Source organism: Vannielia sp. ABF1_015 (assembly GCF_056160745.1).
Map to the genome: position 1 here is coordinate 450029 of NZ_JBSWXT010000002.1, position 20175 is coordinate 470203.

At 66.0% G+C, this 20175-nt stretch carries 23 protein-coding genes; 10 read left to right on the forward strand and 13 right to left on the reverse strand.

Annotated features, from left to right (window positions below):
* Positions 1 to 300 precede the first annotated feature (300 nt).
* Positions 301 to 1308 (forward strand): DUF4123 domain-containing protein, encoded by a 1008-nt coding sequence (locus ACXAG6_RS14700; protein WP_475338489.1) that lies wholly within the window; start codon positions 301 to 303, stop codon positions 1306 to 1308.
* An 11-nt stretch (positions 1309 to 1319) separates the two neighbouring features.
* Here the strand turns inward: ACXAG6_RS14700 and ACXAG6_RS14705 are convergent, their stop codons facing one another.
* From ACXAG6_RS14705 to ACXAG6_RS14715, 3 genes are read right to left on the reverse strand one after another with little or no spacing between them, the layout of a single operon-like run.
* Positions 1320 to 2708, reverse strand: coding sequence for a T6SS phospholipase effector Tle1-like catalytic domain-containing protein (locus tag ACXAG6_RS14705; RefSeq protein ID WP_475338490.1), 1389 nt, complete (start codon positions 2706 to 2708; stop codon positions 1320 to 1322).
* Positions 2705 to 3301, reverse strand: a complete 597-nt coding sequence (locus ACXAG6_RS14710) for a hypothetical protein (protein ID WP_475338492.1) — start codon at positions 3299 to 3301, stop codon at positions 2705 to 2707. The genes ACXAG6_RS14705 and ACXAG6_RS14710 overlap by 4 nt, the downstream gene beginning before the upstream one ends.
* Positions 3298 to 4008 carry a GAD-like domain-containing protein gene (locus ACXAG6_RS14715; RefSeq protein ID WP_475338493.1) on the reverse strand — a complete coding sequence of 237 codons (711 nt, stop codon included), beginning with the start codon at positions 4006 to 4008 and terminating at the stop codon, positions 3298 to 3300. Before ACXAG6_RS14715 ends, ACXAG6_RS14710 begins: the two co-directional genes overlap by 4 nt.
* 207 nt (positions 4009 to 4215) lie before the next feature.
* On the opposite strand from ACXAG6_RS14715, the gene ACXAG6_RS14720 reads away from it, so the two are divergent.
* Both ACXAG6_RS14720 and ACXAG6_RS14725 read left to right on the forward strand, forming a co-directional pair.
* Positions 4216 to 4884 carry a hypothetical protein gene (locus ACXAG6_RS14720; protein WP_475338494.1) on the forward strand — a complete coding sequence of 223 codons (669 nt, stop codon included), beginning with the start codon at positions 4216 to 4218 and terminating at the stop codon, positions 4882 to 4884.
* Between the two features lie 135 nt (positions 4885 to 5019).
* Positions 5020 to 6399 (forward strand): hypothetical protein, encoded by a 1380-nt coding sequence (locus tag ACXAG6_RS14725; RefSeq protein WP_475338496.1) that lies wholly within the window; start codon positions 5020 to 5022, stop codon positions 6397 to 6399.
* A 21-nt stretch (positions 6400 to 6420) separates the two neighbouring features.
* On the opposite strand, the gene ACXAG6_RS14730 is transcribed toward ACXAG6_RS14725, so the two are convergent.
* From ACXAG6_RS14730 to ACXAG6_RS14755, 6 genes are all read right to left on the reverse strand, one after another.
* Entirely contained in the window at positions 6421 to 7005 is a 585-nt protein-coding gene (locus tag ACXAG6_RS14730; protein ID WP_140013977.1) for an HNH endonuclease, read from the reverse strand.
* A 259-nt stretch (positions 7006 to 7264) separates the two neighbouring features.
* Entirely contained in the window at positions 7265 to 8098 is an 834-nt protein-coding gene (locus tag ACXAG6_RS14735) for an aminoglycoside phosphotransferase family protein (protein WP_475338497.1), read from the reverse strand.
* Positions 8091 to 8534 carry a hypothetical protein gene (locus ACXAG6_RS14740; protein ID WP_475338499.1) on the reverse strand — a complete coding sequence of 148 codons (444 nt, stop codon included), beginning with the start codon at positions 8532 to 8534 and terminating at the stop codon, positions 8091 to 8093. The genes ACXAG6_RS14735 and ACXAG6_RS14740 overlap by 8 nt, the downstream gene beginning before the upstream one ends.
* Positions 8535 to 8560: 26 nt before the next feature.
* A complete protein-coding gene (locus tag ACXAG6_RS14745) occupies positions 8561 to 9226 on the reverse strand; it encodes an alpha/beta hydrolase (RefSeq protein ID WP_475338500.1) in 666 nt (221 codons plus the stop codon).
* Complete coding sequence (locus ACXAG6_RS14750) at positions 9227 to 9865, reverse strand: DNA-3-methyladenine glycosylase family protein (protein ID WP_475338502.1); 639 nt, start codon at positions 9863 to 9865, stop codon at positions 9227 to 9229.
* Positions 9862 to 10611, reverse strand: coding sequence for a precorrin-6A/cobalt-precorrin-6A reductase (locus ACXAG6_RS14755; protein ID WP_475338503.1), 750 nt, complete (start codon positions 10609 to 10611; stop codon positions 9862 to 9864). The genes ACXAG6_RS14750 and ACXAG6_RS14755 overlap by 4 nt, the downstream gene beginning before the upstream one ends.
* 133 nt (positions 10612 to 10744) lie before the next feature.
* On the opposite strand from ACXAG6_RS14755, the gene ACXAG6_RS14760 reads away from it, so the two are divergent.
* Complete coding sequence (locus ACXAG6_RS14760) at positions 10745 to 12043, forward strand: MFS transporter (protein WP_475338505.1); 1299 nt, start codon at positions 10745 to 10747, stop codon at positions 12041 to 12043.
* 171 nt (positions 12044 to 12214) lie between these two features.
* Here the strand turns inward: ACXAG6_RS14760 and ACXAG6_RS14765 are convergent, their stop codons facing one another.
* A complete protein-coding gene (locus tag ACXAG6_RS14765; RefSeq protein ID WP_475338506.1) occupies positions 12215 to 13708 on the reverse strand; it encodes a peroxidase family protein in 1494 nt (497 codons plus the stop codon).
* Positions 13709 to 14005: 297 nt separating this feature from the next.
* Between ACXAG6_RS14765 and ACXAG6_RS14770 the strand changes: the two genes are divergently transcribed.
* The 5 genes from ACXAG6_RS14770 to ACXAG6_RS14790 all read left to right on the forward strand — a co-directional run bounded on the left by ACXAG6_RS14770 (position 14006) and on the right by ACXAG6_RS14790 (position 17125).
* The gene (locus ACXAG6_RS14770; protein ID WP_168222898.1) at positions 14006 to 14158 is read left to right on the forward strand and encodes a hypothetical protein; all 153 of its coding nucleotides are present in this window, start codon (positions 14006 to 14008) and stop codon (positions 14156 to 14158) included.
* Positions 14159 to 14372: 214 nt separating this feature from the next.
* A complete protein-coding gene (locus tag ACXAG6_RS14775) occupies positions 14373 to 15416 on the forward strand; it encodes a flagellar motor switch protein FliG (RefSeq protein ID WP_475339073.1) in 1044 nt (347 codons plus the stop codon).
* Between the two features lie 105 nt (positions 15417 to 15521).
* Positions 15522 to 16409 (forward strand): lysophospholipid acyltransferase family protein, encoded by an 888-nt coding sequence (locus tag ACXAG6_RS14780; protein ID WP_475338507.1) that lies wholly within the window; start codon positions 15522 to 15524, stop codon positions 16407 to 16409.
* Between the two features lie 72 nt (positions 16410 to 16481).
* Positions 16482 to 16919, forward strand: a complete 438-nt coding sequence (locus ACXAG6_RS14785; RefSeq protein ID WP_475338509.1) for an OsmC family protein — start codon at positions 16482 to 16484, stop codon at positions 16917 to 16919.
* Between the two features lie 29 nt (positions 16920 to 16948).
* Positions 16949 to 17125: a hypothetical protein gene (locus ACXAG6_RS14790; protein ID WP_475338510.1), complete on the forward strand. Its 177-nt coding sequence runs from the start codon at positions 16949 to 16951 to the stop codon at positions 17123 to 17125.
* Positions 17126 to 17143: 18 nt separating this feature from the next.
* Here ACXAG6_RS14790 and ACXAG6_RS14795 read toward each other — a convergent pair whose 3' ends face one another.
* Positions 17144 to 17458, reverse strand: coding sequence for a hypothetical protein (locus ACXAG6_RS14795; RefSeq protein ID WP_475338511.1), 315 nt, complete (start codon positions 17456 to 17458; stop codon positions 17144 to 17146).
* A gap of 184 nt (positions 17459 to 17642) precedes the next feature.
* Between ACXAG6_RS14795 and ACXAG6_RS14800 the strand changes: the two genes are divergently transcribed.
* A complete protein-coding gene (locus ACXAG6_RS14800; RefSeq protein WP_475338512.1) occupies positions 17643 to 18329 on the forward strand; it encodes a M48 family metallopeptidase in 687 nt (228 codons plus the stop codon).
* A gap of 78 nt (positions 18330 to 18407) precedes the next feature.
* Here the strand turns inward: ACXAG6_RS14800 and ACXAG6_RS14805 are convergent, their stop codons facing one another.
* Positions 18408 to 18950 carry an RSP_2648 family PIN domain-containing protein gene (locus tag ACXAG6_RS14805; protein WP_475338514.1) on the reverse strand — a complete coding sequence of 181 codons (543 nt, stop codon included), beginning with the start codon at positions 18948 to 18950 and terminating at the stop codon, positions 18408 to 18410.
* Positions 18947 to 20152, reverse strand: coding sequence for an RSP_2647 family RNA methyltransferase (locus ACXAG6_RS14810; protein ID WP_475338515.1), 1206 nt, complete (start codon positions 20150 to 20152; stop codon positions 18947 to 18949). Before ACXAG6_RS14810 ends, ACXAG6_RS14805 begins: the two co-directional genes overlap by 4 nt.
* Positions 20153 to 20175 lie beyond the last annotated feature (23 nt).

The following is a 20175-nucleotide window of genomic DNA, read 5'->3' on the forward strand; positions in this document are numbered from 1 at the left end:
CCTTTTGGGTGGCGTTAGCGCTAACGGCCCCGGTTTATCCGCAGACCTCACCAAAGTCTAGCACCCTGCCTCGGTCCGACAACCCGCGAGATGACGGCAAGCGGTGTCGCGGGAAGAAGGACGCCGCACTGGGCAATCCGCAGGTTGAAAGACCTCCCCACAGGCAGTCGGTCAACTTTTTCCCACAGGCCCCGGCGCACACGCCACGCAAGGCCCCACATCATTGCGCCCCTTTTGCCCTCGCCGCCCTGCTGCTAGAAGCCGCCACGTTGATGAGTGGCAGGGACCGGACGCCAGAGCATGATCGAACAAAAGACCCTCTCCGACGGCCTCCCTCTCGGTCAGTCCACCGATGTGGACCGCAAACTGCCGCCCACGCTGGAACGGCTGCTCTTCACCAAGGATACCCGCCTTTTCGCGGTGCTCGATGCCGCCCGGCTGCCTGCGCTGCAATCCATCATCGAAAATCTGGAGCTGGACAGCCGCTGCCTGTTTTTCGGTGACCTTGCCGAAAGCGCAGGCGAGGCCGCGCCGTGGCTGGTCGAACTGCCAAAGGACTGCCCCCTGCTCTTCCGCCTGCTCACCGATGCCGGGCCAGAGGGCGGCACCGTGCTGGGCCACTGGCGCGCCGAGCCGGGCATCCTGCTGCGCACCAGCGGGCTCGATATCGACGGGCTGCGCCGCCATCTGCGTCGCCTCATGCGGGTGCAGGACGAAGACGAGCGCTGGTATTTCCTGCGGTTCTGGGAGCCACGCTCCATGGCCACTTATCTCGCGGGTCTCACCGACCGCGCTGAAACAGTGGCCCGCTGGGTCTTCCCGCGTGAAACCGGGCAGATCGACCTCTTCGCTCTTCCCTATCTCAAGGATGGCACAACGCCCGTGCTGCAAGCCTTCCGTCCCCACCCCGATCTGCCCGAAGAGCGCAAGCACTACGGCATTTTCACCCTCTCCGAGCGCGATATCTCGTCCTTCGCTGCCCTGCGCTGGAAGCGCGATTGCGAGGGCATCGCCGCGCGCCTGCGCGCCACCTTCCCCGAGCCCGCCGAGGCGCATCAGGGGGCCGCGCTCAACGGGCTGTGCGACGATGTCATGCGGCGGATGCACGGCTACGGGCTGCGCCACCTCGCCGCGCTCTTCTCCTGCTGCGCATGGGAACTGCACTTCGGCCCGCAGTTCGAAACCCGCGACCCAACCGGCAAAGCCGCCCGGATCCTCGCAGATGACGCCCCGCCCGAGTTGCGCTTCACCCGGCTGTCCGAGCATATGGAGGCACTGGAAGCGCAAGGCGCTTTCAACGCCGCCTGAGCCAGCGCGCTCTACTTGGCCTTGCCGGCCTCGTTCCAGTAGATCTTCCGCTCGAAACCCGCCCGGCCCTCGGGCGCGAGCCTTGGCGACATACCAATGCTGTCGTAGTTAGATGACATGTGCCCGAACTTTCGCAGCGCAGTGCGCTTCATCGCCTCTGACGGGCGCCCCCCCGCGCGCAGTATCGTCGCCATCGGCTGCAAATCCCCCGGAATGGTGTAGGCCTCCGTGCCCGGCAGCCCGTCCAGCGGAACTGAGGCGGCAAGCGCCTTGTCATGCATGATCGCCAGCGCGATACGCGACAGGCCAAGCTGCACCTCGCGCTTCAGCCATGCGCCTGTCGTGTAGGTGTAAGTCTTCGAAACAAGCCCCGCGAGGCCCGGCGCGCGCCGCTCGATGATCTGGCTCGGCTCGTTGCGCAAGGCCCCCTGCGGGTCGCCCGGCTCAATCCAGCCCTCGCTGACATAGAAGCTCTCCAGCGAATTTCGCTCCTGCAGCGCCCGCGCCGCATCAACCGCCCGCGCGGCCTCGGCCTGCTCGCGGGTGTAAAAGGTGCGGGTGCGAGCGCGTTCCACCAACACCTCATCCTCGGTGCTCGAATAGCCGCCACCAATGTCAGAATGGGCCCCCGGCAACTCCTGATAGGGGCCGCCGCCCGGGTGGTTGTGGTTGAGCCGAAAGTTGGTGCGATACTCGTGCTCGGCGGTCAGATGCATGATCGCATCCGCCTGCGCCGTCTTCATATGCACGTTAACATCGCCATTGTCGTCATCCGTCCCGTCCCCGATTGCCGCAACCGTGTCGAACACCCCGACAAAGCGGATGCGCACATTGCGGCCCTCCGGCAGCGAGGCCTTGTTCCCGTTGTAAACGATGTAGCCCTGCCGGAAGCAGTTGACGAAATAACGTGCCGCCGCCGCGCCCCGGCTAAAGCCGAAGACATCCAGCACCACCTCCTCGGGCTCCACCCCGGGCGACAGTTCCATGATCTTGGTGCCCACGTCGAGGCAGGCGGCATAAACCCGCGATTCCACCCCCGTCGGCCCCATACCCACGGCCGCGCCATACTTGTTGGTGGGCCACCAGTCGGATTCTCCGGCGGTGGTGCCAATCCCCTCCTTGTAGATCGCCCCGCGTTTGATCGCGTAACCGCAACTGTTGCGCGGCCAGCTGGCAGAATCGATGATGTAACGGTCGTGCAGCAGCACCACGTTTGAAAGCGCCGAGTTGTAGCTGTCGGAAATCCGGCTCGACGGGCCGCGCACGTTGGCCGCGTTGTTGCCGGTGCCGTCGAAAAACACGCCAATCTCCAGCGTCACCCTCGGGCAGCTTTGCGCCACGGTGCCTGCGGCATTGTCCATCCCGGCAGAGGCTTCGGCGGATTGCGAGGTCACGCTCATCGGGCAGGCTCCGGGCAGTCAGTGGTCTCGGGAACGGGCGGGTAGCTATAGCTAAAGAGGCGGGCGAGTTTCGGCTCGCTGCCGGTCTCGGCCCGCAGATCGCGGTCCTTCTCCGGCGCGCGCGTGCCGCAGGTGCGGGCAAGGTTTCGAGGCGGGCCCTCACTCGGCAGCGGATCACTGGCCACCAGCAGCAGGCCGTTCGGCCCAACGATCACCCCGATCCGCGCCGCGCCCGAGGCGCTGCGCTCCAGCGCACCCATGTCCACGGCGGTCTCTGCCACCCACGCCCGCCCGGTCAACAGCTCAACCCAGCTCACCCGCACCGGCACCTTGCCACTGCCGCCGCGCCAGCCGAGATACATCGAGTTCTGCGTGCGCGGCTCCATCTCATCAGCATGGCCCGCCATCGCACCGGGAAGCGACAGGTATTGCCCGCCGTCCAGCGAAACTTCGGTAAAAAAGGCCGGCGTGGCGCGATAGGTGCCGCGGGTCAGCTCGATCTCGGAAGGTGCCGCGCCTCCCAAGCACCCCGCCAGCAGTGCCACGGCCAACGCAGCGGCGGCGCGCGTCAGGCGTGCGGCCCGGCGGCTCATGCGGCAGCCCCGATTTCACGAATGTTGAACCGCCGTGTCGCCATATCCGACAGATACCACACCTTCGAAGCCGCCCGCTCCTCCAGCCACTCCGGGTAATGGGCCGCGTAAAGATCTTCAAAGTCCGGGATCGGCTCCGCGCTGGCCGCCGCGCCGGGCGCATAGATCACCATGCGCGGCAAAGGGTCGAAGGCCTCCTGCGCGCGCTCCAGCATCGGCTGTCCTCCGCTATCAACCATGTCCAGCAGCGGCCCCTCGGCGGCCAGCCCCCAGTCCAGCGCCACCCGGTCGGGCTGGCTGCGACTCTCGGGGCGGTGCAAAAAAGGCGCCTCGACAAGGCCCTGCACGACATCAACATAGATCAGCCAGTGGCGCTCGCTCCACAGGAAAAGGTTGCCGAAGGCGGTATGAGCGAAGGCATGCACATCGACCCGACGCTCCTCGGGAAGGCTGAACTCCGGATCGCCGGAAAAGAGCCTGTCAACCGCGCCGCGCAGTTCGCCGGGCACGCAAAGCCGCAAGGCTCCCCCGGCCAGATCGCCCACGCCGTGATCTTCCCAAAGGTCCAGCAGGATCGGCGCAACGCGCCCTTCATGCAGGGTGATCTCGGCAGCCGTGACCGGTGCCCTCATCTCCAAGGGGCCGCGTGCCTCGATCAGAGCGGCCAGTTCCTCCGCCGCCTCCGGAAGCTCACTTCTTCCACTCATGCGCGCACACTCGATCCCTGTAATTGCTCTACCGGAGGTGGCAAAAATTGCCTTGCAGGTCAAGCCCTTGTGCGCAAGCCCCGCCCCTTGCCGATCGCTTCGGAGGCAAAGATGAACGTATTTGTCACACCTGCGCCGTTGCCCGAGGGCCGGGCCATGGTCATACTGAAACAAGTTGATTTTAGGACCAATTCACAGGAGCCCCGCATGACCCCTGCCCTGATCCGCCTGTCTCGCGCCACGCTGCTCAGCCTCGCGCTGGCATCACCGGCCTTGGCCCAATCCGCGCCGCCGATGATCGACCAGTCCTCACCCGTCCATGTCGCCGATATCACCGGCACCCTCACCCAGATGGGTTTCAAGGTTTCGCCGATCGACATGAACGCGCCCTGGGCCTTTCTCGCCGAGTACAAAGGCACCAAGATGATCGTGCGCCCCGAAGGTTGCACGCAGGGCAAGGGCTGCCGCTTCATCACCCTCGAAACCCGCTACAATTACCCCACCGCCTTCGAAGCCGCCGACATGGAGGATTTCAACCAGCGCTCCTATTGCTGCAAAATGATCCAGCCCGCGCCCGGCAAGGTGCATATGACGATGACCCTGCCCTTCGGCAAAGCAATGACGGTTGAGTATTTCGTTGAAAGCGTCGCCACCGTCTATGCGATGCACGGGAACGCATTCAAAATGCTGACAGAGTGGCACGAGCGCGGCCCGCGCACCGCCGCCGCCGCACCGGCCCCCGCAGCCCCCGCCGATGCGCCCAAAGCGCCCGGCCTCGGAATCGGCAAGGCCGATATCGACGCCTCGGCCCCCAAAAACCCGCCCTCGCTTGGCGTCGGCGTGGGCAGCTTCTCGCTGGAGGAACTGATGCGCTAAGGCACGGGCGGGGCCACGCCCCTCGCCCCGCTCCCCAACCCGACCGGCGGCACCCATTCAGCATGCCGGTCTCGATTTGAAACCAATCCCTTCCCACCTTGCCACCGGCTCGGTCCAGCCATTCAAGGAAAGTCCATGTTCCTCCGCCACACCCTGTCGGCCACGGCCCTCACCCTCCTCCTTACCGCGCCCCTCACCGCCCAGGAGGCCCCCGCCACCCTGCCCGAGGGCTTTGCCGCCCTTGCCGCCGAGCAAGGGCTTGCCTTCGACATGGCAGCAGGCACGCTCAGTCCCGGCGGCACCATCACGGCCTACGAACTGGAGCTTGAAGGCGGCAGGCATACCCTGCGGTTCGGTGACTGCGATGATACGGGCTGCGATACGATCACCATCACCTCGATCCTGCCCAACACAGCCGGGCTCGATGGCAGAACTCTCTTCAACGAACTAGAGTCGGGCAAGCTGGCCGCCTTCCGCACGGCTCACGTGCGCAATATAGCCGTTCGTGCCGAGAACGTCCGGGTCGAAACCACCTTTACCGACACCGAGGCCGACGCTCTGGCGAAAGCCATCGGCGAATGGCGGCTCGGCATTCTGGAGCTTGCTGGTTTTCTGGCCACCCCGCGCCCCGACCCGTCAGAGAGCTTGCCCGCCGTCTTCAGCCCCGAGGCGCTGACCGAAACACTCGCGGCACTCGACGCCACCATGAAGCCCGACACTGAAGGCGGTGCCCGGTTGCCCGAGACCGAAAAGAGCTTTCTCGCCACCGGCAATGACTTCTCCTACCTCGCCACCTTCACCGGCTGCCGCGCCGAGGGCTGTACCGGGCTCACCCTACAAGCCGTGGTCGAGAACCCCGGTCGCCTGACCGGGGCGCGGTTCAGCGAGATCTACGACGGCGGGCGCTTTGCCTTCATCAGCGACAGCGAGTTGCCCTACAACGTGCGAGCCAACCTGCGGGTGGTGACAATCAACACCGATGTCTGGCCCGAAATGGCCGAGGATCCAGAGCGGCTGAAGGCCAACCTCGCCACCTTCCACCGCTACATCACCGAGCTGTCCACGGCCCTCGCCAAGGCCCCGCCCGCGCCCGATCCGCTTGAGCAGACGGTGCGCAAGCCGGAGGATGTGGCGCAGCTGATCCGTGCGCTCGGCTGGTCCGCTGCCGCCGTCAGAAGCGCGCGCGGCCACGTGATCAAGGTCGGCACACGCGGCGCGCCGATCCTGATCTACTACGCGGGATGCAAGCCCGAAGAACAACCGGAAGACTGTCGGTTCCTGCTGCTGGAAACCTCGTTCCGGCTTCGCGAGTCTCCGGGCGCGGAGGCCATCGCGCGCTATACTGAGGGCAGCTATTGCTGCAAGGCCATCTGGTCGGCGGAAGACAAGCGGCTGACCCAGGTAATGAGCCTGCCCCTGCGGCCCGGCATCGACGCCGCGCTGATGGACGAAGCCTTGGTGATTTTCCGCTCGCAGTTGAAGCTCTTCGAGCGGGACTTTCCAAAGGCGCAATAGCGCAGGGCCGCGCTACTGGCCTCACGCCTCCAGTTCGGCGTCCCAATACAGGTAGTCCACCCAGCTGTCGTGCAGATAGCCCGGCGGGAAGCGGCGGCCCATGTTCATCAGCTCCCCCGCGCTCGGCGGGCGCGGCGGCTTGCGCAGGCTCATCCCTGTCTGGGCCAGTTGACGCGAACCCTTGCGCAGGTTGCAGGGCGCACATGCCGCCACCACGTTCTCCCAGCTGGTGCGCCCACCCCGGGCACGCGGCACCACATGGTCAAAGGTCAAATCCCCCTTCGCCCCGCAGTACTGACAGCGAAATTCGTCCCTCAAAAACAAATTAAAGCGCGTGAAGGCCACGCGCTTTTGGGGTTTTACATAGTCTTTGAGAACAACGACGGAGGGGATCCTGATCTCGGTGGAGGGACTTCGCACCACCTCGTCGTATTCGGCGATGATACTCACCCTGTCGAGCCAGGCCGCCTTGATGGCTTCCTGCCACGGCCAGAGGGAGAGCGGATAGTAAGAGAGCGGACGGTAATCGGCGTTCAGCACCAATGCGGGGTGGTGTTTGAGGTTTGTGGGTTCCCTGACGAAAGTCGTCCTGAAGTCACCGTCCATCGTGCCGTCTCTCCGTGCTCGTCTGCCTGTCGTTGCCTGCGTCTCGCGCTCTGTGAGTCTTTCCCCGACTATATCTGGGGTTTTACCCCGCGCAACCCCCGCAACATGCGGTGTGTGTTGGATAAATGGCCCGATTCCGTGACAGGGGCGTGACAGTTATCCACAGCCAGCCGCACCTTGTTTGCTGCAATGCCGCACCCAGTGCGCCAAAGCCCAAGCCCCACTCAGCCCCGCCGTAGGGTGGGCAATCTGCCCACCATCACGCCCCAGCCATTTCCAAAAACATCCGCAAAAGCCCCAACTCCCCGTCCGCGTCCAGCCGCCCCTGCGCCCGCCACGAGATCGAAAGCGCCACCTTCGCCGCCGCCCAGCCCAGCATTTCCGCCTCGCTCACCCCCGCCACCGGGGCAAAGACAGCCGCCAAAGCCCGCGCTCGCGCCGGATCGGCGATGAGCGCCTCCGCCCCCTTCGGATTGCGAAAGGCATTGGCAAGGTCGAAGGCCCGCGGCCCGACGATCCCCTTCGCATCAAAGGCCGTCCAGCCACGCGGGCCATCCTTCACATTGTCATGGTGCAAATCCCCATGCAGAGCGATGTACTCCCCCGCGCCCTCCAAAAGCCGCCACATCAGCCCCCGCGCCCGCTCAATCGCCGCCCGATCCTCCGCGCCCAGCGCCGGGCCGAACTCCAGCGCAAACAGCGCCCGGCACCAGTCCTCCTCGCTAACAACCCGCGCCCCGGGCCACACCGTCGGCTGCCCCCAAAGCCGCGAGGCCACCTGCGCCAGCAGCCCCGTCGCCTCCCCGTCACGCCCAGCGCGCACCAGATCACCAAGCGACGGCCCGTCGAGCCACTCCATTAGCACCGCCCCCTCGGCCCGCCCGAAAAGCCGCACCGCGCCCTGCGCCGCCCGAACCGAAAGATACTCAACCCCCGGCCCCTCGTTCACCATCGACGGATCGTGCCAGACCTTAAGCGCCGCCACCCCCCTGCCCCGCCGCACCCGCCAGACCCGGGCAATCGCGGTTTCAGCGACGAATTCGGGCGCGGTCACGCCGAACCGCTCCAGCAGCGCGGCGGGCGGCTCAGTCACGCGCGACATCCCGCAGGTGGGGACTTCGCGCGGTCACCTCTTCCAACACGAGTGTGCATCCGTCGTGAAAGCCGTGGAAGGAAACCAATGGTGTGTCGTCGTCCGGTGCAATCCAGACACGAAATACCCCATCCGTCGTCGTCATCCGCCGAATATCCTCAGCACTGCCGTGCCGTGCCAGCCCGCCACTGCGGAAGCTCCATTGTGTCCCGGCTTGGTCGATCCGAAAAATCTGATGGCCGGGACCAACTGCTTCGAAACCGCCGTTGTCACTGGCACCGCAGCGTCTCAATTCCATTGGGACAGGTTGAGACGGGGAGCCATATTTGGCGTTTGGCCCGAGAGCGCCCGAAAAGATAAGCACAGCGAACCACCCCAGCGGCGTAATAAGTCCGGCGCCGACGACACCCAGCGGCAGGACGGCGAGGACGAGCAAGACCTTCCATCCTGTGCCCCACCGCCTCACTTCAAAAGAAACTCCCGCAGGAAGGCGAAGGCCTGACTCAGCCCCTCGGGCGCGATGCCGTGGGGCGTGCCCTCCATGGTGAAGGTATACACCGGAAAGCCCGCCGCTTTCAGCGCATCCGCCGCCAGCCCCATGCTCTCAAACGGCACCAGCGGATCCTGATCGCCATGGGCCAAGAGCACCGGGAAGCTGCTCTTCATCTCCGCCTTCAGCCGCTCCGGCTCCAGCAGGCGGCCAGAGAAGCCGACGACCCCGGCAAATGGTGCATCCCGGCGCGGGGCAACGTGCAGGCTCATCATCGTCCCCTGCGAAAAGCCAATCAGCGCCACCTGATCGGGCGTCACCCCTTCGGCCTCAAGCACGCCATCGAGAAAGGCGTTCAGATCTTCCACCGACTGCGCCATGCTCGCCCCCGCTTCCGCCGCGCTGGAGCCATCCATCATCGGGATCGGAAACCACTGAAACCCCATCGGGTTGTTGCGGCAGGGCTCCGGCGCGTCGGGGGCCAGGAAGAGCGTGTCGGGCATATGCGCCCCCAGCGGCTGGGCCAGCCCAAGCAGGTCATTCCCATCGGCCCCGTAGCCGTGCAGGAAGATCACCACCTGCTTTACCTCACCCGACTGCGGCTCAACCCGCCCCACTTTCAGCTCTCTCGGCGCCATCTACCTGATCCCTTCTCGCTGTTTCGCCACCCGGAAGTAGGCCCATAACAGCCGCGCCGCAACCGCCCGCCACGGGCTCCAGTCCTCGGCCTGCGCGCGCAAAGCCTTCTCCGAGGGCCGCTCGGGCAGGCCGTAGAGCATCCGCGCGGCTTCCTGCAACGCAAGGTCGGCGGGCGCAAACACATCGGCCCGGCCCAGCGAGAAAATCGCATAAACCTCCGCCGTCCAGCGCCCGATCCCGGGCACCTCCGTCAGCACGGCCACGACCTCCTCGTCAGGCGCACCCCGCAGCGCGGCATAGTCTATCTGCGCCTCCGCCAGCGCGCGGGCATAGCGCACCTTGGGGCGTGAAAGGCCCACCGCGCGCAGTTCCTCGTCGCTCGCCGCTCGCACCTTCGCAGGATCGGCAAAGCCCGCCGCCTCCACCCGCGCCCAGATCGCCGCCGCCGAGGCCACGCTCACCTGCTGGCTTACAATGGCTGAAAGCAGCGCCTCAAAGCCGTCTCCCCTCCGGCGCAGAGGCACCTCGCCGCAGGCCTCCAGTGCGTGGGCCAACCGGGGGCAACGGGCGGCAAGCCAGCCCGCGCCCTCGGCCACACAGTCAGATGTTTCAATGATCCGCCCGACGCCCGCGCTCACAGCGCCTCGGCCCAGGCCATCGCCGCCTCCAGCGTCTCCGCGCGGTCCACCCCCTCGGGCTCCGGTGGGCGCGCCAGCATGGCGACCGGCAGGCCCATGGCGCGGGCCGCCTCCAGCTTGGGGCGCGCCCCCTCGCCGCCCGCGTTCTTCACCACCAGCCAATCCACATCGAGTCGCTGGAACAGCTTCATCTCGCCCTCGGCGGTGAAAGGTGGCACCGAGAGCAGGAATTCGCCCCCCTCGAAGGGAAAGGGCCCGTCGGCCATGTCGAGTTGGCGGCAGATGATCCGGCGGCCCTCCAGGCCGGCAAAGCGCTCCAAGCCGGCCCGGCCTGTGCCGAGGAACACGCAGGCGCCTTCCGGGATCAGCGCGGGCAGATCTTCCGGCGCGGCCACCTCCGTCCAGTCATCCCCCGGGCCCGCCACCCAGGGCGGGCGCTCGAAATGCAGCAGCGGCAGGCCCATCTCCGGCACGATCTGTGCGGTGCGGCGGGTGATGGCCTCGGCATAAGGGTGGGTCGCGTCGATCACGGCATCTGGCCGGGTCTCTTCCAGATGCGCCCGAAAGCCCGCCTCGCCGCCAAAGCCGCCCAGCGTGGCAGGCACCGGAAAATCGCGCCCGCGCATCTGCCTGGCCAGCCGGATCTCCACGTCGAAGTCATCGCGCCAGGCCAAGGCCTGCCCCAATGCACGGCTTTCGCCGCTTCCCGCCAAAAGCAGGATCTTCTTTGCCCCGGTCCCCTTCATTCGGCCCGAAGCTTAGGCCCGGCACGCCCGGCGGCCAAGGGCTGACCTCGCAACAACCAGTATCGAAACCCGCAACAAAGCGCCGCGCCCGGCGCGCCTTGCGCAGGCTACGGCTTTGGGCTCTATACCGCCCATGAGCACCTCCGCCGATACCCCGCCCGCCCCCGCCGACGACAGCAAGGCCCGCCGCAACGTCGCCGTGCTGGTGGCCGCGCAGGCGATCCTTGGCAGCCAGATGCCAATGATCTTCACCATCGGCGGGCTTGCGGGCCAAAGCCTTGCTCCCAACATCTGTTTCGCCACCCTGCCGATCTCGCTCATCGTGCTCGGCTCCATGCTCTCGGCCACGCCCCTCTCGGCGCTGATGCAGCGCTACGGGCGGCGCGCGGGCTTCTGGGCCGGGGCCTTCGGCGGGGCCGCCGGCGGAGCCATCGGGGCCTATGGGCTCTATGCGCAGAACTTCTACATCTTCCTCGCCGGCTCGCTGCTGACAGGCATCTATATGTCGGCGCAGGGCTTTTACCGCTTCGCCGCCGCAGATACGGCGTCAGACGCCTTCCGCCCCAAGGCCATCTCCTACGTCATGGCCGGTGGGCTGGCCTCGGCCATCATTGGCCCGCAGATCGTGAAGTTCACCGCCGAGGCCTATGTCATCCCCTTCCTTGGCACCTATGCCGCGGTGATCGCCGTTAACATCGTCGGCTCGCTGCTGTTTCTCTTCCTCGACATCCCCCGCCCCCCGGTGCCCGCCCATGACGCGCCCAAGGGCCGCAACCGGATGGAGCTGCTGAAAACCCCGCGCATCGCGGTGGCGGTGATCTGCGCCATGGTGAGCTACGCGCTGATGAACCTGGTGATGACCTCGACACCCCTTGCCGTGGTCGGCTGCGGCCAATCCGGGGCACTTCTGCCGCCTTCTGTCACTGAAGGAATGCCGGATGCCATCAAAACGAAGTTGTTTCTCGATTATGCGTCCGATGTCGTCACCGCCCATGTCCTTGCGATGTTCGTGCCCTCCTTCTTCACCGGCCACCTGATCGCGCGCTTCGGGGTAGAGAAAATCATGGCCACTGGGTTGGTGATCCTCGCGGCTGCCGGGGCTGTCGGCCTGTCAGGCGTCGAGCTCGAACAGTTCTTTGTCGCCCTCGTGCTGCTCGGCCTCGGCTGGAACTTCGGCTTCATCGGCGCCACCTCCATGCTGGCAGGCGCGCATCGCCCGGAAGAGCGCGGACGGATGCAGGGCCTGAACGATCTCATCGTTTTCGGCGGGGTAACGCTGGCCTCTCTCGCCTCCGGCGGGCTGATGAACTGCTCGGGCGGCTCGGCACAGGCGGGCTGGACGGCCGTAAACCTCGCCATGGCCCCCTTCCTCGTGCTCGCCGGCGGCGCGCTGATCTGGCTCCTGCTGCGCCCGAAGGACAGCGCGGCCTAGGAGGCAGCTCATCAAGGCCTGTCGGCCTTTCTTCGCAGCTGCGATGAGGGCCGCAAGGACCGAAGAGCAGCCCCCCGAACAGAAAAGGCCCGCCCCGCAAGGGACGGACCTTCCCCGGAAAGACCCGGGCCACCACGCCTCCGGGCCTTCCTGCCGGGTGAGGGGAAAGGGTTACACGCCGCTCACCGGCTGTCCGGAAATCCGCAGGATCGCCTGAAGGCCCCAGTCGGGATTGTCCTGCTTGTCGGCATCCGTCAGCATGCCGCTGGCCAGCTCTTTCTCAGGGCTCCAGCCCGGATCGACATTGACATAGGCCTTCGGGTCGCCCTTCAGCAGCCCGGCAAAAACCGCGCAAACGATCGTTGAGCCAAGCCGCCCGAGCCGAGCGCCGCCCTGCCCTTCGGCCTCCTTCAGGATGTAGTACCAAAGCGCGGCAGGCTCCTCCTTGCTGAGGTTGACCGTCACCGGCACATTCAGCTTGGCCGCCACGTCAGGGCCCGAGGGCAGCTCCATCATCACGCCCCGGATCAGGTTGCGGGCCGCCAGCTTGTTGGCGACGCTACCCGGGTCGCCATCGTCCTCGCCGAGAAACAGCAGCGCATTGGCCAGCTTGGTGTCGATCTTGCGGGCCATCTGCGGAAAGAAATCCGCCTCATTGCCCATGTCGAAGAACCAGTCCCATTGCACCGTTGTCACCGGATTGCGCGGGCCAAAGCCGCGCAGGTCGGGCTCATCCGCGCCGGGGCCGGAGGTGGTGTTGTTGAACAGCGCTACCCGGTCCAGCTGGTTGTGGGTGAAGTTGGTCTGATAGCCATTGCGCACCATCGAATGCCCAAAGCGATAGGCCGCCACCGAAAATTCCAGCGGCATGAAGGGGTTGTATTCCCAGTTGTAAACATCCTTCAGCCCGAGCTGCCACTGCACCCGCCCGTCCTTGCCCTTGTCCTTCTGCAGCGCGGTGTCCACCACCTCGTCGATGCAGATCCGGCGGATGAAATCTTCCCACACGCAGTGCTGGTAAAGCCACGTCAGCACACGCCGCGCCTCCATGAATGGATCTGGCGCTCCGGCGGCGACAGCACGGTCCACCAGCGTGTTATGCGCGGTCAGAAAGGCCAGCTGGATCTGGCTGACAATCGCATTCTCGTCATTGCGCATATCCCCGATGATCGCGCGGCCCAGCGGGTTGCGGGGCAGGTCGGCAAGCCCGGTGCCGGGGATCTCACCGATCAGGAACTTGCCCGTACCGTCATACATATAGGGCTGGTCATGCGGCCCGGAGCCATAAACGCAATCGAGGTCCAGCCGCGGCGTGCGGAAGTTATCGAGCCCCTCCGGGTCGGTCAGCTCCACGCCCAGAGGCGTTGGATCGAAGGTGATGTCATGGTCAACGAACTGGCCGAAGTAGGTGTAGCCTGCCGGGATACCGGAGCTAAACTCCGCCTCCAACTCATCATCGATCTCAATCGCCTCTCCCGGGCTCATACCGGGGCGCTCAGTCATGTGTTCGTTGGCGAAGGCGACGAAATGCGCCTCGATCTGCTCAGGGGGCACACCGGGCGGCACCCATGGGGTAAGACCGGGGCAGATGCGCCCGAAGCGCCCTTTGTAGAGCTTCGAGCGCGGGGCAAATGCGGGGCGGGCGGGGCCTTTGGCGTGTGACATTGCTATAGTCCTCCAATGTGTCGGCCGCAGTTGGGCACGAACGGTGTGATGCGGCACCGGGTGGAAAATCTTGGGGGGAAGAGGCGGCCCTGCCTTGGGGCTGGCATGCCGTCCACCCGATGCCTGTAAGAGGGGTGCGCCAAGGGTGACGCTGCGGCAATCGAGGCCGACGCCATTTCACGGCCTTGCACCGGACCATTCACGTTTCCGTAACGGAAAGGGTTTTGCAGCCCCGGCGCTTTGTCGGAATCGCGGCCCGTGATAGGCTCATTCCCGCAAACCGGAGGAATGAGACCGATGAAGACGAAGACAGCCCTCGCCGCCCTCGCGCTGGCCCTCTCTCCCGCCCTCGCCTATGCCGAATGCTCCAGCCAGCACGTGCGCATGTCCTGCGCCGACGGCAAAGTCTGGGATGACAAGACAGCAAGCTGCATCACGCCCACCGGCTGATCACACCGCCTTGCCCTGCACCGGGGCACTGAAACTCCGGTTCGGGTAACCCCGCCTTAAGCCTCTCGCCGCTATGCTCGCTCAACGTGAACCATGCGGAAGGCGCGAGGCGCTGATGTCCACTTCTCTCTCCCCGCTCCCCGGCGGGCTTGGTGACTTTGACACCGACCTGCCCGGCAGCGGCGCAAACTCCGGCGGGGTTTCTCTTCCGGCCATGGCAGGCGGCAGCGATGGCGCGCCTTCCGGCTCCGCTCGTCGGCTCACCCGCCGTGAAAAAGCCGCCGTCATCGTGCGCCTTCTGGTCAATGGCGGCGCAAAATTGCCGCTGGCCGAATGGCCCGACGGCATGCAAACCGAGCTCACCCGCGCCATGGGCAAGCTGCGCATGATTGATCGCGACACGCTGGCCGAGGTCATCGAAGAGTTCGAGGCCGAGCTTGACCGTGTCGGCCTGTGCTTTCCCGGCGCGATGGAGGGGGCACTCGGACTGCTCGATGGCCATATCTCCCCGATAACCTCCGCCCGGCTGCGCCGCGAAGCCGGAGTGGCCGCCAAGGGCGACCCGTGGGAGCGGATCTCGGGCCTCGATGCCGAAAAGCTCCTGCCCGTGCTGGAAGAAGAGAGCGTTGAGGTTGGCGCCGTCATGCTGGCCAAGCTGCCCACCGGCCGCGCCGCCGAACTCCTCGGAAAGCTGCCGGGCGACAAGGCCCGCCGGATCACCCACGCCATGTCCCGCACCGGTCGCGTCGGGCCCGAAACCGTTGCACGCATCGGCCTCACCCTCGCCGCCCAGTTCGATGCCCAGCCCGTCATGGCCTTCGATGGCGGCCCGGTGGAGCGTGTGGCCGCCGTGCTCAACTTCTCCCCCTCCGCCACCCGCGACGATGTGCTCAAGGGGCTGGAGGAGGAAGACTCTGAGTTTGCCGATCAGGTGAAAAAGGCCATCTTCACCTTCGTCAACATCGCCGACCGTCTCGCCGCCCGCGATGTCCCCAAGATCACCCGCGGCATCGAACAGGCGGTTCTCGTCACCGCGCTCGCCGCCGCCAGTGGCGAGGCCGAGCGCTCCCGTGACCACATCCTCGAGAATATCTCCAAACGCATGGCCGAGGGGCTGCGCGAAGAGATGGCAGAACTCGGCAAGGTCAAGGACAAGGACGGCGAAGAGGCGATGACGGCGGTCGTCGCCGAGATCCGCCGCCTTGAGGCCGATGGCGAGCTTATCCTCGTCTCCCCCGACGACGCTGAGGAGGACTAGGTCAACCACCGCTTCGCGCCGCCCGCACCAGCCTGCCGATGTGCAGCCCCCTTCCCTTCCGGCGACCTCGCAGCTAACCCTATCCCACCACCGGGAGAGAGCCGCATGGCCGCCACAACAGATGATGACCCACCGCCCAAGGGCTCGGCGGCCGACTGGCTGACCGACAAGATCCTGCGCGGCTTCATTGGCTCCGCCCGTCTGCTGCCCTACCCGGCTCGCATCGCCGCCTTCGGCAAGCTCACCCGCAATGTCATCGCCCCGCTTGCAGGCTACGGCAAGCGCGCGCGCGACAACCTCGCCATGGTCTGGCCCGATATGGAGCCACCCGCCCGCGCCGCCCTTGCGGCCAAGGTCTGCGAAAACGCGGGCCGCGTGCTGATGGAGAATTACTCCAACCCAACCTTCTTCGCCCGCGCCGCCAGTTTTTCCCTCTCCGGTCCCGGCCTGCCCGCGTTGGAAGAGGCCCGCGCCACGGGCCGCGCGGTGATCGCCGTCACCGGACACTTCGGCAACTACGAAGCCGCGCGCGCCAAGTTGAACACCAGCGGCTACCACTTCGGCGGGCTCTACCGGCCCATGGCCAACGCCTTCTTCAACCAACACTACGTCGCCACGATGGAGGCGGTGGGGCGCCCCGTCTTCCCGCAGGGGCGCAAGGGCACCATGGCCTTCATTCGCCACCTGAAAGCCGGCGGCATGCTCATCATCCTGCATGACGTGAACACCTGGCGCGGCGAGGTGATCGACTTCATGGGCCACCCCGCCCGCACTGCCACCTCCGCCGCAGAGATGGCGCTGCGCTACGATGCGCTGATGCTGCCGGTCTATGGCACCCGGCTGAACGGCGGCCTCGATTACGCCGTCGAGGTCGAAGAGCCGATCGCCCACACTGACGCCCGCATAATGACAGAGGCCGCCACCCGCAGCCTTGAAGCCCGGGTCGAAGCCGACCCCGACCAATGGTTCTGGATCCACCGCCGCTGGAAATGAGCCTGCCCCCGCGCGGAACATCCCCCGCGCTGCCACGTTGAGCGGACTGAACATCCAAACACGGAGGCAGACATGATCAATCGCAAGGCATCGGCCCATTGGAGCGGCAACATCAAAGAGGGCAAAGGCACCATCTCCACCGAGTCCGGCGCCCTCTCCTCACAGCCCTACGGCTTCAACACCCGTTTTGAGGACGCCCCCGGCACCAACCCCGAAGAGCTGATCGGCGCAGCACACGCAGGCTGCTTCACCATGGCGCTCTCCAAGATCCTCGTCGACCAGACCGGCAAAGAGGCAGAGTCGCTCGACACCACGGCAACCGTGTCGATGGATAAGGAAGGCGATGGCTTCGCCGTCAAGAAGATCCACCTCAAACTCAAGGGCAATGTCCTTGGGATCGACTCCGACGCCTTCATGGCCGCTGCCGAAACCGCCAAGGCCAATTGCCCGCTCTCCAAACTGCTGGAAGGCGGCGCAGAAATCACGATGGACGCCGAATTCGAAGGCTAGTGCTCCACAGCACATCCGGGCTACCCCTTATGGGGCGGCCCGGGCCCGCCATCCCTGAGGAACCCGCGATTTACCCAACAGTCCTCGTCTACGCCGCCGTGCTGGCGCTGCTGCGCTCCCACTACATCTGGGCGATGCTCATGATGGTGGCGTGCCTCGCGCTCGCCTGCGTTACCTACGTCTTGGCCCTTACGGCGCTAGACTGAGCGCCCGCCTGCCTGGCCTTACAAATAAAGCCCCACCAGCCAAGCCATCGACGCAAGCCAAGCCACGCCCAGCACACGGCCAGCAAAGAGACAGGCACGGGTCTGGCCCGGGGCAAACACGCTCTGCTGCGCGCAAAGCAGCGCCGGGATTCCAAAGAAAAAGCCGAAGGCAAGCGCATAGAGCGCTGGCTCAGCCCCGCCTCCCTCGCCCAGATGCAGCCCGGTGGCCATTACAGCCGTGGAAAAGATCAGCGCAGCGAGCGCCAAGGCGGCCCGGCCGGCCATCGGGCGCCACACGGGCATGGCAGAAAAACTGTGGGTATGGTCGGTCATATGCATTGTGGCAGCTCCGAATAGCAGGGTCGAAAAAGGTCTTGGTCGCAGTCTAATGCCCCTCAAGATGGGCACGCCCCCGCGTCATCGCAACGCCGTGAACAGCATTTTCACGTTTCCTGCCCCAATTTCACGCAGCCCTGCCCGCTTTCCCTCGCCCCCAACGCGCCCCATATATGGGTGGATGCTCAAGCTCACCCCCATCCTCCTCGCCCTCGCCTACGGGCTGATCCTCTGGCGCTTCTCGGCCTGGCGCACCGCGCGACAGCTCGATGCCCAAAGCAGCCCGCTCGACGATCCGGCGATGGAAAAGCTCACCGCCCGCATGGCCCGCGCCCTAGATCTGCCACGCCTGCGCGTGCACATCTTCGAAACCCCGGCCATCAATGGCCTCGCCGCGCCCGATGGCCGGATCTTCATCACCCGCGGCTTTCACACCGCGCTGAAGCAAGGCGCGGTCACCGAGCAGGAACTGGCCTCCGTCATCGCCCATGAACTCGGCCATGTCGCCCTCGGCCACTCCCGCCGCCGGATGATCGACTTTTCCGGGCAAAACGCCCTACGTGTCGGCCTCGCGATGGTGCTCAACCGCATCCTCCCCGGCATCGGCGCCGCCATCGCCTCGGGCCTCACCTCCATGCTCATGGCCCGCCTGTCGCGCGCCGATGAGTTCGAAGCCGACGCCTACGCTTCGGCCCTGCTCACCAAATCCGGCATCGGCACCGCGCCGCAAAAATCGCTCTTCGCCAAGCTCGACAAACTCACCGGCGCAGGCGGGGCCAAAACTCCGGCATGGTTCCTCAGCCACCCACCGGTTGCCAAACGCATCGCGGCCATCGAGGCGAACGAGAAGAAGTGGAGCGGTGCCTGAACGCGCAACCTGCTCATTTTCTTGCTAAAAATATCCATACACGAGGCCGCCACGGGCGCGGCATCAAAGGCGCACCAGCTATCGAGCCAGCGCCTTCCCAAGCCGCGGCAGCCGCGCCTTCTTCATCAGCGCCCGCATCTCCCACGGCTCGCCTGAGAGCCGCTCAGCCTCCGCCCGCACAGCCTCGGCCACCGCCCCCATCCGCGCCGGATCGGCCTCGGCAAAGCCCAGCAAGAGCCCGTCCGGGTCCGCCCGCATCAGCCCTTCCTCGGCCAGCACGTTGCGCGGAAAATCCTTGGCGTTCATCGTCACGATGCCATCGGCAGAGCCTGCGACAGCGGCGGCCAGCACATGCACATCCGCCGGATCAGGCAACCAGAGCCGCGCCTCCAGCCCCGGTTCCACCTTCACCTCCGCGCGTGGCCATGCCGCCTGAAGCAGCGCCGCCTCGCCCTCAGCCTGCACCTGCGCCGCAGGCCCCAGCTTGAGCGCCGCCCGCCGCCATTCTTCAAGGATCCGCGCCGACCACATCGGGGTGAAAAATCCCGCCTTCGCCGCACCCAGCAGCATCTCCCGCATCACCGTGGGAAAGATCACGCAGGTGTCGAGGCACAGCTTCACGCGGTCAGCCGGTAGGTCAGCGCCTTCAGGTAGCCCGACTCCGCCAGTTGCGGTAGCGTAGGATGGTCGGCCGCGGCATAGCCCGTGCGCAAAAGCTGCGCCGCCCGCCCGGCACGGCCAATGCCCCGTGCGCAGGAATTGCCAAACTTGGCCACATCAGCGGCGTGGGAGCAGGAACACAGCGTCAGATACCCGCCCGGCGCCACCAGCGGAGCCGCCAAACGCGCCACCCGCTCATAGGCCCGCAGCCCCTGCGCCAGCGCCTTTTTCGAGGGGGCAAAGGCGGGCGGATCGCAGATCACCACGTCAAACTGCGCGCCCTCGCCCGCAAGGGCTTCCAGCACCGCAAAGGCATCGCCCCGGCGGGTCTCGAAGCGCTCCGCCATGCCGGCTTCCGCCGCGCCAGCCTCGGCCAGCGCCAATGCAGGCTCCGAGCCGTCCACAGCCAGCGCATGATCGGCCCCGCCCGCCAGCGCGGCAAGGGCAAAGCCACCCACGTGGCTGAACACATCCAGCACCCGTGCCCCCTTAGCCAAACCGGCGGTGAAGGCATGGTTGTCTCGCTGATCATAAAACAGGCCGGTCTTCTGCCCGCCCATCAGGTCGGCCATATAGGTTGCGCCGTTCATTGGCACCGGCACCGGCGCGCCCGGGGCCTCCCCTCGGGTGACGTCCAACACCTCCGGCAGGCCTTCAAACTTCCGCGCCCGCCCCATGCCATTGCGAATGATGGTTGTCGCCCCCGTCACCTCGCACAGTGCCTCCGCCATCACCTCAAAGAGCCGGTCCGCCCAAGCCGCGTTGGGCTGCACCACAAGCGTGTCGCCAAACCGGTCAATCACCACGCCCGGCAATCCATCGGCCTCGGCGTGGACAAGCCGGTAGAACGGTGCATCAAACAGCCTCTCCCGCAGATCAAGCGCAGCCTTGATCCGGGCGGCAAACCAAGCGGCATCAATCGTCGCGCCGCAATCCCGGTCAAGCACCCGCGCGGCAATCCGGCTCTCCGGCGTCACTGCCACCAGCGCCATTGGGGTGCGCTCAGCATCCTCCAACACTGCAAGGCTGCCTGCGGGCAGCGCCTTGGTGCGCCGATCCAGCACAAGCGCATCGCTATAGGCCCAGGGGTGGCCATGGCGAATGGCGCGGGCATCGGCCTTGGGTTTCAGGCGAATGGCGGGGAGGGTTTGGGCATCACTCATGCCGCCTCACCTATCCGGTCAGG

Bases quoted from the DNA above. Each gene is read 5' to 3' on its own strand.
- ACXAG6_RS14725 (WP_475338496.1), top strand. From the start codon at position 5,020: ATGTTCCTCCGCCACACCCTGTCGGCCACGGCCCTCACCCTCCTCCTT.
- ACXAG6_RS14760 (WP_475338505.1), top strand. From the start codon at position 10,745: ATGAGCACCTCCGCCGATACCCCGCCCGCCCCCGCCGACGACAGCAAG.
- ACXAG6_RS14745 (WP_475338500.1), bottom strand. From the start codon at position 9,226: ATGGCGCCGAGAGAGCTGAAAGTGGGGCGGGTTGAGCCGCAGTCGGGT.
- ACXAG6_RS14790 (WP_475338510.1), top strand. From the start codon at position 16,949: ATGGGGCGGCCCGGGCCCGCCATCCCTGAGGAACCCGCGATTTACCCA.
- ACXAG6_RS14755 (WP_475338503.1), bottom strand. From the start codon at position 10,611: ATGAAGGGGACCGGGGCAAAGAAGATCCTGCTTTTGGCGGGAAGCGGC.
- ACXAG6_RS14810 (WP_475338515.1), bottom strand. From the start codon at position 20,152: ATGAGTGATGCCCAAACCCTCCCCGCCATTCGCCTGAAACCCAAGGCC.
- ACXAG6_RS14710 (WP_475338492.1), bottom strand. From the start codon at position 3,301: ATGAGCCGCCGGGCCGCACGCCTGACGCGCGCCGCCGCTGCGTTGGCC.
- ACXAG6_RS14770 (WP_168222898.1), top strand. From the start codon at position 14,006: ATGAAGACGAAGACAGCCCTCGCCGCCCTCGCGCTGGCCCTCTCTCCC.
- ACXAG6_RS14780 (WP_475338507.1), top strand. From the start codon at position 15,522: ATGGCCGCCACAACAGATGATGACCCACCGCCCAAGGGCTCGGCGGCC.
- ACXAG6_RS14775 (WP_475339073.1), top strand. From the start codon at position 14,373: ATGGCAGGCGGCAGCGATGGCGCGCCTTCCGGCTCCGCTCGTCGGCTC.
- ACXAG6_RS14765 (WP_475338506.1), bottom strand. From the start codon at position 13,708: ATGTCACACGCCAAAGGCCCCGCCCGCCCCGCATTTGCCCCGCGCTCG.
- ACXAG6_RS14795 (WP_475338511.1), bottom strand. From the start codon at position 17,458: ATGACCGACCATACCCACAGTTTTTCTGCCATGCCCGTGTGGCGCCCG.
- ACXAG6_RS14700 (WP_475338489.1), top strand. From the start codon at position 301: ATGATCGAACAAAAGACCCTCTCCGACGGCCTCCCTCTCGGTCAGTCC.
- ACXAG6_RS14730 (WP_140013977.1), bottom strand. From the start codon at position 7,005: ATGGACGGTGACTTCAGGACGACTTTCGTCAGGGAACCCACAAACCTC.
- ACXAG6_RS14785 (WP_475338509.1), top strand. From the start codon at position 16,482: ATGATCAATCGCAAGGCATCGGCCCATTGGAGCGGCAACATCAAAGAG.
- ACXAG6_RS14800 (WP_475338512.1), top strand. From the start codon at position 17,643: ATGCTCAAGCTCACCCCCATCCTCCTCGCCCTCGCCTACGGGCTGATC.
- ACXAG6_RS14720 (WP_475338494.1), top strand. From the start codon at position 4,216: ATGACCCCTGCCCTGATCCGCCTGTCTCGCGCCACGCTGCTCAGCCTC.
- ACXAG6_RS14715 (WP_475338493.1), bottom strand. From the start codon at position 4,008: ATGAGTGGAAGAAGTGAGCTTCCGGAGGCGGCGGAGGAACTGGCCGCT.
- ACXAG6_RS14705 (WP_475338490.1), bottom strand. From the start codon at position 2,708: ATGAGCGTGACCTCGCAATCCGCCGAAGCCTCTGCCGGGATGGACAAT.